This is a genomic window from Nostoc cf. edaphicum LEGE 07299 (assembly GCF_015207245.1).
Taxonomy (GTDB): domain Bacteria; phylum Cyanobacteriota; class Cyanobacteriia; order Cyanobacteriales; family Nostocaceae; genus Nostoc; species Nostoc edaphicum_B.
In genome coordinates this window covers 1-7,724 of the sequence record NZ_JADEXF010000124.1, presented here as the reverse complement: position 1 = coordinate 7,724, position 7,724 = coordinate 1, and the positions used below count along the sequence as shown (strand labels likewise).

General features: G+C 44.1%; 9 protein-coding genes and 1 tRNA gene. 5 read left to right on the top strand and 5 right to left on the bottom strand.

Features of this window, described 5'->3' with window-relative positions:
• From IQ229_RS05620 to IQ229_RS05605, 4 genes are all read left to right on the top strand, one after another.
• On the top strand, positions 1–464 hold a 464-nt coding region (locus IQ229_RS05620), incomplete at its 5' end, for an NYN domain-containing protein (protein WP_194042021.1).
• Between the two features lie 144 nt (positions 465–608).
• Positions 609–680: transfer RNA gene (locus IQ229_RS05615), tRNA-Asn, on the top strand.
• A gap of 82 nt (positions 681–762) precedes the next feature.
• Positions 763–1,599 (top strand): trypsin-like peptidase domain-containing protein, encoded by an 837-nt coding sequence (locus tag IQ229_RS05610; RefSeq protein WP_194042019.1) that lies wholly within the window; start codon positions 763–765, stop codon positions 1,597–1,599.
• A gap of 20 nt (positions 1,600–1,619) precedes the next feature.
• Complete coding sequence (locus IQ229_RS05605; RefSeq protein WP_228013179.1) at positions 1,620–2,267, top strand: NAD(P)-dependent oxidoreductase; 648 nt, start codon at positions 1,620–1,622, stop codon at positions 2,265–2,267.
• Between the two features lie 12 nt (positions 2,268–2,279).
• On the opposite strand, the gene IQ229_RS05600 is transcribed toward IQ229_RS05605, so the two are convergent.
• Together IQ229_RS05600 and IQ229_RS05595 are read right to left on the bottom strand one after the other, a co-directional pair.
• Entirely contained in the window at positions 2,280–3,119 is an 840-nt protein-coding gene (locus IQ229_RS05600) for a M56 family metallopeptidase (RefSeq protein WP_194042023.1), read from the bottom strand.
• Positions 3,119–3,538 (bottom strand): BlaI/MecI/CopY family transcriptional regulator, encoded by a 420-nt coding sequence (locus IQ229_RS05595; protein WP_194042018.1) that lies wholly within the window; start codon positions 3,536–3,538, stop codon positions 3,119–3,121. Before IQ229_RS05595 ends, IQ229_RS05600 begins: the two co-directional genes overlap by 1 nt.
• A 368-nt stretch (positions 3,539–3,906) precedes the next feature.
• Here IQ229_RS05595 and IQ229_RS05590 point away from each other — a divergent pair, with 368 nt between their 5' ends.
• On the top strand, positions 3,907–4,647 hold the full coding sequence (locus IQ229_RS05590; protein WP_194042016.1) for a 2-phosphosulfolactate phosphatase family protein: 741 nt from the start codon (positions 3,907–3,909) through the stop codon (positions 4,645–4,647).
• Between the two features lie 90 nt (positions 4,648–4,737).
• Here the strand turns inward: IQ229_RS05590 and rfbD are convergent, their stop codons facing one another.
• From rfbD to IQ229_RS05575, 3 genes are all read right to left on the bottom strand, one after another.
• Positions 4,738–5,631: a dTDP-4-dehydrorhamnose reductase gene (gene rfbD / locus IQ229_RS05585; protein WP_194042014.1), complete on the bottom strand. Its 894-nt coding sequence runs from the start codon at positions 5,629–5,631 to the stop codon at positions 4,738–4,740.
• A 254-nt stretch (positions 5,632–5,885) separates the two neighbouring features.
• Positions 5,886–6,431, bottom strand: a complete 546-nt coding sequence (gene rfbC / locus IQ229_RS05580) for a dTDP-4-dehydrorhamnose 3,5-epimerase (protein ID WP_194042012.1) — start codon at positions 6,429–6,431, stop codon at positions 5,886–5,888.
• 113 nt (positions 6,432–6,544) lie between these two features.
• Positions 6,545–7,621, bottom strand: coding sequence for a glucose-1-phosphate thymidylyltransferase (locus tag IQ229_RS05575; RefSeq protein ID WP_194042010.1), 1,077 nt, complete (start codon positions 7,619–7,621; stop codon positions 6,545–6,547).
• Between the last annotated feature and the right edge of the window lie 103 nt (positions 7,622–7,724).

The following is a 7,724-nucleotide window of genomic DNA, read 5'->3' as shown; positions in this document are numbered from 1 at the left end:
GCGTTGGATTAGAGGCTGCACGGGGCGAACTTGTGGAAGCAATGACTGGTTATAGTGCGTTTCAAGGTTACACAACTCAGATAGTTTTTGATGCCCAATATCAAAACACCTCTAGTAATAAAGAAATTATTACTGAGCTTTTATCTGTTTATTACACTGATTTTGGGCAAACCGCAGATACTTATATTGAAAAATCCTGCGCTTCTTTTCGCCACCAAATAGCCCAATCTTTGATTTCTCGTGTGATTGTTGCTACATCAGATCGGGCACAGCAGTTGATGATCCAAGGGTATGGGGCTGAATGGTTGTCAGCACAACAACTTTGTGGGGAAGTGGAAGCCACTGTCTGCCGGATGCGACAAAAGTATCATACGCGTAAACAATCTAAGAGTAGATTTTTAGCTAATGCCATTGATGCTAAAGCGCGGCAGCGTCTGGCTGAATTACGAATGGGATTACAGTAGATATTTAGTATCTCAGAGTCTCTGCTTAAGTTCCTAAATCGATTTTGGCTGCAAAATTTCTATAAATTAAGTTTCTAAAAAAAATATTGGCGAAAGTACTTGCCAAATACTATTTTTAGCCCTAATATTATAAATCGTGAGTGGTCCTCAGTAGCTCAGTGGTAGAGCGATCGACTGTTAATCGATTGGTCGCTGGTTCGAATCCAGCCTGGGGAGTTTATCAGTTTTGGATTTTAAATTTTGGATTCTAGATTATCCATCAGAGACTTATGGTCGCTTGACTCGACTGTAGCGATTTGTGATCGATTCGGCTGGGCTGCTGCTCACAAATGCTCATGTGGTGGATGAAGTCGATACAGTAACAGTGTCTTTTCAAGACGGTCGCATCTTAGAGGGGCAAGTGCTTGGTAAAGATCCAGTCACAGATGTAGCAGTGATTCAGGTAAAAGCCGAGAAATTGCCTACCGTGACAATTGGGGATTCTGATGCGGTTCGGCAAGGGCAATGGGCGATCGCAATTGGTAATCCATTAGGTTTGCAGGAAACTGTAACGGTTGGTGTGATTAGCGGTATTGAACGGTCTAGTGCGGCGATTGGCATTCCAGATAAGCGGGTTGGCTTTATCCAAACGGATGCGGCAATTAATCCCGGCAATTCAGGGGGGCCGCTCCTGAATGCAGCCGGAGACGTGATTGGCATCAACACTGCCATTGTTCGGGGAGCGCAAGGACTTGGCTTTGCTATTCCAATCAACACAGCCCAACAAATTGCCCAACAGCTGATTACAACGGGACAGGTTGAACATCCCTACATAGGGGTGCAGATGACCGCACTTAACCCACAAGTAAAACAGTTTATCAATACATCTCCCAATAGCGGAATGCAGGTTAAGGAAGACCAGGGGATTTTGGTGGTTGAGGTTCAACGAAACTCACCTGCTGCTAAAGCGGGAGTGCGAGTCGGCGATGTGATTCAAATGGTTGACGATCAACCTGTCACTAAAGCAAGTAAAGTGCAGCAACTCATCGATAAAGTGGGAGTGGGAGGTAAGCTACCCGTAAAACTGCAACGCAATGAGCGAACGGTGGCACTGACAATCGAACCAGAGCAACTTCCCCCAATGAAAACTCGGTAGCTTAAATTACATCCGTTAAATTGATATCACTGTACAAAGGAGGCATCATGAATCTGCTAATTTTTGGAGCGACTGGGGGTACAGGTTGCGAACTGGTCAAACAAGCACTCGCACAAGGGCATATCGTGACGGCGTTCGCTCGAAATCCAGATAAACTTGACATCCAACATTCAAACCTGAAGGTTACAAAGGGTGATGTGACAGATGTTGCAGCGGTAGAGCAAGCAGTCAAAGGGCAAGATGCTGTGTTCTCTGCCCTTGGCTCGTCGAGTTTAAAGAAAAATCCGGCACTGGTAGAGGGGGTTCGCAACATTGTCCAAATGATGGAAAAGCATGGTGTGCCGCGTTTCATTTATGAGTCTTCATTAGGGGTTGGCGAGAGTCGAAAGCGCGTCAACTTCCTGGTTCGGTTTATCATCATCCCACTAGTGCTACGGAATGCGATCGCAGATCACGAGGAAAAGGAACAGATCATCAAGCAAAGTCAGTTAGATTGGGTCATCGTCCGTCCAGCAGGGTTGACCAATGGATCGCACACAAAGGACTACAAACACGGCGAGTCTATCCAGTACGGGGCAAAGATTTCCCGTGCGGACGTAGCTGACTTCATGCTGAAGCAGGTGAGTGAAAACACTTATCTGCACAAGACACCAGGTGTGTCGTATTAGTGCCGTTGGGAATTAACTATGAAATATCACAGTCAGTAGAGGTAGGAACGCCAACAGAAAGCCGTGCCAAGATTGTAATTGAGCTTCTGGGGTTGATTCTGGTGGTGCTAATAGAGCTTCTACTCTTTGTTCTAAACGATCTGCACCAGAGGAACCTAATGCAGCACAGCAAATTTCCGATAAGACGGGGCTGCTACTAACCACTAATAAAAGTGATTCTGCTAACACCAGAGGGTCTACCTGCAATGCTGCATAACCGTCAGCACGGAGTTCGCGCAAAGCTAACAATTCTTCCCACAAAGGCTCTGTATTCGGCAACCAAGCGGTGCAGGAACGCACCCAACCCAGCCAGAAAAACCAGAACGTATCCCTGTAATGGTGATGCCCTTGCTCATGGGCTAAGACGCTTTCTAAATGAGCTGGTGAGAGAGTTTGCACTAATCCTTGGCTAACCACTAATTCTGGTTGCCAAAAACCGATTTGACCTGCAAACAACGCGCCTGTTTGCAGCAGTCTGGCTCGTCTATCGCCAACATTCACTAGAGGGCAGTTACGGGCAGATTCTACAGACTGCCAACCTTGGAAAGCAAGTTTAATGCATGAAATGGCAAAAAATGCCAAATAAATGAATGCTAGTAAATAGCTAATTGAGCCTGTATACATTCCGCCCATTTGCCCTTGAGGCCCCATGAACAGCACCGCGATCGCAGTCATGAAAATTAGCAAGGGCGGAAAAAGAAATAGAAATAGCGATCGCTGCCACCGCCGACTCCAAGATGCTTGATGTTGATTCCAAGAGGATCTTAACCACCAGGCAACTGCCAAAGCATTCAAAATCATTATTAGATGCATCATTTTTCCTCCCTGGCCTGGCGTGCAGATTGAATACGTTTGGCGATCGCTGCTATTTGCTCACTGGCTGCTTCATCTAAGCTATCGGCAAAGGCAGCAATAACATCGGGGTTCCCCACTGCCAGAAATCGCTGTAACTGCTCGTGAGCTTTGATGACATCTGATTGCTGCTTACTCAACATTGGCCGCCAGTAGAACGCTCGCTCTTTCTTGTCGCAGGCTAGCCAACCTTTATCTGTGAGGCGACGTAAGACAGTGGTGACAGAAGTATACGCTAATTCGCGGTTGGGATCGGCGAGGATGCGATCGTGTACATCCTTTACTGTGACTGAACCAAGTTCCCAGATAATATTTAAAATTTCCGCTTCCAATGGGCCTAAAGATAGTTGTTTAGGGCGGTAATCGGGTAAAGGTGCCATAGCAATTTCAATGGAGAGTGGGGAGTGGGGAATAAGTGAATATCCGTCTCTTCGCGCTGTAACCTTGAAGCTGTAACTTTTTTCCCATAAAGATAAGCCTGTTCTTGTTTTAGATTACAAGATAGTGCAGCAGTCTGAAAGTCTATTCAGATAAAAATGGGCTTTTTGAGTATTTATTTAGAGACTCTTAAAATTTGGTTAAAACCCCTAGCAGATTTATTCCTCAGCCGTATTTATGTATTAGATGACGTACATTGTGCTTTTTGATAGTAAAAAATCATCTGGGAAAAATTGAGATTATAGTTAGTGACACCAACTGGGTAAAATGTTATTTGCGACAGTAGTATTAAACTAGGTGTATCCAGCGCGTGAAGCTATTCGTATACCACACTCCTGAATTGACTCCAACGGATAAAGCGCCAGAATGTGCGATCGCAGTTGATGTCTTGCGAGCCACTAGCACAATTGCGACAGTTCTGGCAGCTGGAGGCGAAGCTGTACAAGTATTCAGCGATTTAGATCAGTTAATTAAAGTTAGCGAAAAATGGCCTTCTGAAAAACGTCTGCGAGCTGGAGAACGCGGTGGCGCGAAAGTAGCTGGCTTTGAGTTGGGTAACTCTCCCCTCGACTGCACGCCAGAATTAGTCCAAGGGCGTCGCTTGTTTATCAGTACCACTAATGGCACTCGTGCCTTACAACGGGTACAAGACTCTCCAAATCTATTAGCAGCAGCCTTGATTAACCGGGCGGCGGTGGTGCGATTTCTCCTAGAGTTGCAACCAGAAACAGTGTGGATTGTCGGTTCTGGTTGGGAAGGTAGTTTTTCCTTAGAGGATACAGTTTGTGCAGGCGCGATCGCTCATAGCATTTTGCAGCAAACCAAGCTGTCACCTGAAGAACTCGCTGGGAATGATGAAGTAATTAGTGCGATCGCTCTTTACTCTCAGTGGCAAGATAACTTATTAGGATTACTTCACCAAGCTAGTCACGGTCAACGATTGTTACGCCTTGACTGTCACGAAGATTTAAAATATTGTTCCCAAACTGATATTTTAGATGTCTTACCAATACAACATGAAACGGGAGTATTAAAAAGTCAAAAGAAATAGGGAGTGGGTAGTGAAGAAGGGAATAGGGTACAGGTTACAGGGTATAGATTATTTTCTATTACCTGTCACCTGTCACCTGTCACCTCTCCCCTAATCTTCATGCTCAATTTTCAAATCTGTGAGCATTTGTCGAAGTCTTTGTCGCCAATGGGGGGGATAAGTCCCTAGAATTGCGGAAATTTTTCCACAAGCAAGAACAGAATAAGCAGGGCGACGGGCCGGTGTTGGATATTCGGCAGTTGTAATGGGGACAATACGTTCAACTTTCAAAGGGAAGCCTAGCTGTTGGGCTTCTTCAAAAATGGCAACGGCAAAGTCATACCAGCTAGCAACGCCGCTATTAGTGTAGTGATAAGTGCCCCTAACTTCTGGAGTTAACAGGGGAATTGTCTGCCCTATAACTGCCGCTATATCTTGCGCCCAAGTCGGGCTACCAATTTGATCGGCGACAACACGAAGTTCTTGGCGTTCTGCACCTAGTAGTCGCAGCATGGTTTTGACAAAGTTACTTTTGCCAAAGGTTCCATAAACCCAAGCAGTGCGGAGGATGAGATGATGGGCGCAAGTTTCCCGAATAGCTTCTTCTCCAGCGAGTTTGGTTTTACCGTAAACACTCAACGGATTAGTCGCATCGGTTTCGTGGTAAGGGCTACAGCCATTGCCATCAAAAACGTAATCAGTTGAAATATGAATTAGAAAAGCTCCTAATTTTTGGCTTTCTTGGGCAACAATTAAGGGTGCAGTCGCATTAATAGCGGTAGCAAGTTCGGGTTCACTTTCGGCTTTGTCTACAGCAGTATAAGCGGCAGCATTAATGATGATTTGCGGCTGCTTGGATCTGATAACGTTGCGGAGGGTATCGGGTTGGGCAAGGTCTACTGTTGGGCGTGCTACCGAGATAATATCGCCATAAGATGAGACTATTTGTTGTAGCTCCTTTCCCACTTGACCGTTGCTACCAATCAGCAAAATTGATTTAGTCATTTGTTATTTGTCATTTGTCATTTGTCATTTGTTATTTGTCATTTGTCATTTGTCATTTGTCATTTGTCATTTGTCATTTGTCATTTGTTTAAGAGAAGCCACGCCCACTCTTGAACGTGGTTTGAATTAGTCCGATGAAAGACAAAGTTTTTCCGCCCACCATAAAAATAAGCTTAGGTATCACAAGAGACGGGGTATCTGACAAAATCCAATGACCAATGACCAATGACCAATGACCAATGACCAATGACTACTTAATCAAATACTTCAGCAGTTCTGAAAGATTTACCAGCTTGGTCTTTAGCTGATAAAATCGGAGGCGTACTCAGGGGCCAATCTATCGCTAAATCTGGATCGTTCCATAAAATTGTGCGATCGCTTTGGGGCGCGTAATAATCTGTAGTTTTGTAGAGAACTTCAGCTATTTCTGAAAGTGCCACAAAGCCGTGAGCAAAGCCTGGTGGTATCCACAGTAGGCGTTTGTTTTTAGCACTGAGTTCATAACCTACCCACTTACCGAAGGTAGGCGAACTTTTTCTAATGTCTACTGCTACATCAAAAATTGTGCCAACAATCGCCCGAATGAGTTTACCTTGGGGTTGTTGGATTTGATAGTGCAATCCACGTAAGACGTTTTGTTTAGAGCAAGAGTGATTATCTTGGACGAAGTTCGTAACAATCCCTATCTCTTGAGCAAATCTTTGGTGGTTGTAAGCTTCAAAAAAGAAACCGCGATCGTCTCCAAATACTTGGGGTTCGAGTTGGATAACTTCGGGAATTTTGGTATGTACAATGCTCATTAATATTATAAGTAATGTGCCACAGGCTTAATTACGAGAATAATTTAATACTTGTATTTTACAGGTATTAGAATAAGATTTTGACTGTGGCTTTTTTCTTTTGAATAAGTAAATCACGTTAGTTCAATTTGACAGTCATCGCCAATCATAAATCGCAAGGCTTTAGGGGGACGGGGTGCAAGATTCAATTGTGCCCTTTGTCCAATCACACTATCAATAATGCGTTGATGAATTCCGACAATTTTAGCCCCTTCTAAAATAACGCTGTGTTCTAAATCAGTATCAATGAGTGTGACATTGTTAGCGATGCTACTATAAGGGCCAATAAAGCAGTTTTCTAAATGACAATTGCTGCCAATGACTACTGGCCCGCGAATTGTGCAGTTAATTACTTTAGATTTTACCCCGATTTGGACTCGTCCAATAATCTGACTTTGGGCATCAATTTCGCCCACAACTGATGCTGTCAGATAGGTATCGAGAATCAATCTATTAGCTTCTAATAAATCATCTTTTTTACCAGTATCTAACCACCAGCCTTGGAGATTGTAGGCTACAACCTGCTTTTGCTGATTAATCAGGTATTGAATAGCATCAGTGATTTCTAACTCGCCTCTAGAGGAAGGTTGGATATTTGCGATCGCATCAAAGATGAGGTGAGAAAAGAAATAAACTCCTACCAATGCCAGATTTGAAGGAGGAACTTTGGGTTTTTCAATTAACTGTAATACCCTTCCTGTTTCATCCACCTGAGCCACACCAAAAGCACTAGGGTTAGCAACTGAACGTAAGAGAATCAAAGCATCTGGCTGTTGTTGGCTAAATTGTTGCAGAAAGTAACGTAACTCACCTAGTTGAATCAGGTTATCTCCTAAGTACATGACAAAGGGAGAATCTCCTAAAAAAGGACGAGCGATTTGGACGGCGTGAGCAAGTCCAAGTGGCTGATCTTGTACGATGTAGGTGATGTTTGCTCCAAAGCATTCTCCATTTCCGGTTTTCCCTTGGACTTCTGCCCCGGTTTCTGGACTGATAATGATGCCAATATCAGTGATGCCAGCCGCGACCATTTCTTCAATGCCATACCATAAAACCGGTTTGTTAGCAACTGGTACAAGTTGTTTTGCTCCGCTATAGGTGAGGGGACGTAGGCGTGTACCTTTCCCGCCAGAAAGAATTAGTGCTTTCATAGGGCTTTCATCAGGATTTAGGATTAATTACAAGTCATTAGTCAAGATAATCTGAAAACTTGACAAAATCCCAAATCATTTGATTTAAGTTATGGTGTTAGTA

What these genes read in the sequence shown, in the direction of transcription:
- IQ229_RS05575 (WP_194042010.1), bottom strand. Translation starts at nt 7,621, where the DNA reads ATGAAAGCACTAATTCTTTCTGGCGGGAAAGGTACACGCCTACGTCCC.
- rfbC (WP_194042012.1), bottom strand. Translation starts at nt 6,431, where the DNA reads ATGAGCATTGTACATACCAAAATTCCCGAAGTTATCCAACTCGAACCC.
- IQ229_RS05600 (WP_194042023.1), bottom strand. Translation starts at nt 3,119, where the DNA reads ATGCATCTAATAATGATTTTGAATGCTTTGGCAGTTGCCTGGTGGTTA.
- IQ229_RS05595 (WP_194042018.1), bottom strand. Translation starts at nt 3,538, where the DNA reads ATGGCACCTTTACCCGATTACCGCCCTAAACAACTATCTTTAGGCCCA.
- rfbD (WP_194042014.1), bottom strand. Translation starts at nt 5,631, where the DNA reads ATGACTAAATCAATTTTGCTGATTGGTAGCAACGGTCAAGTGGGAAAG.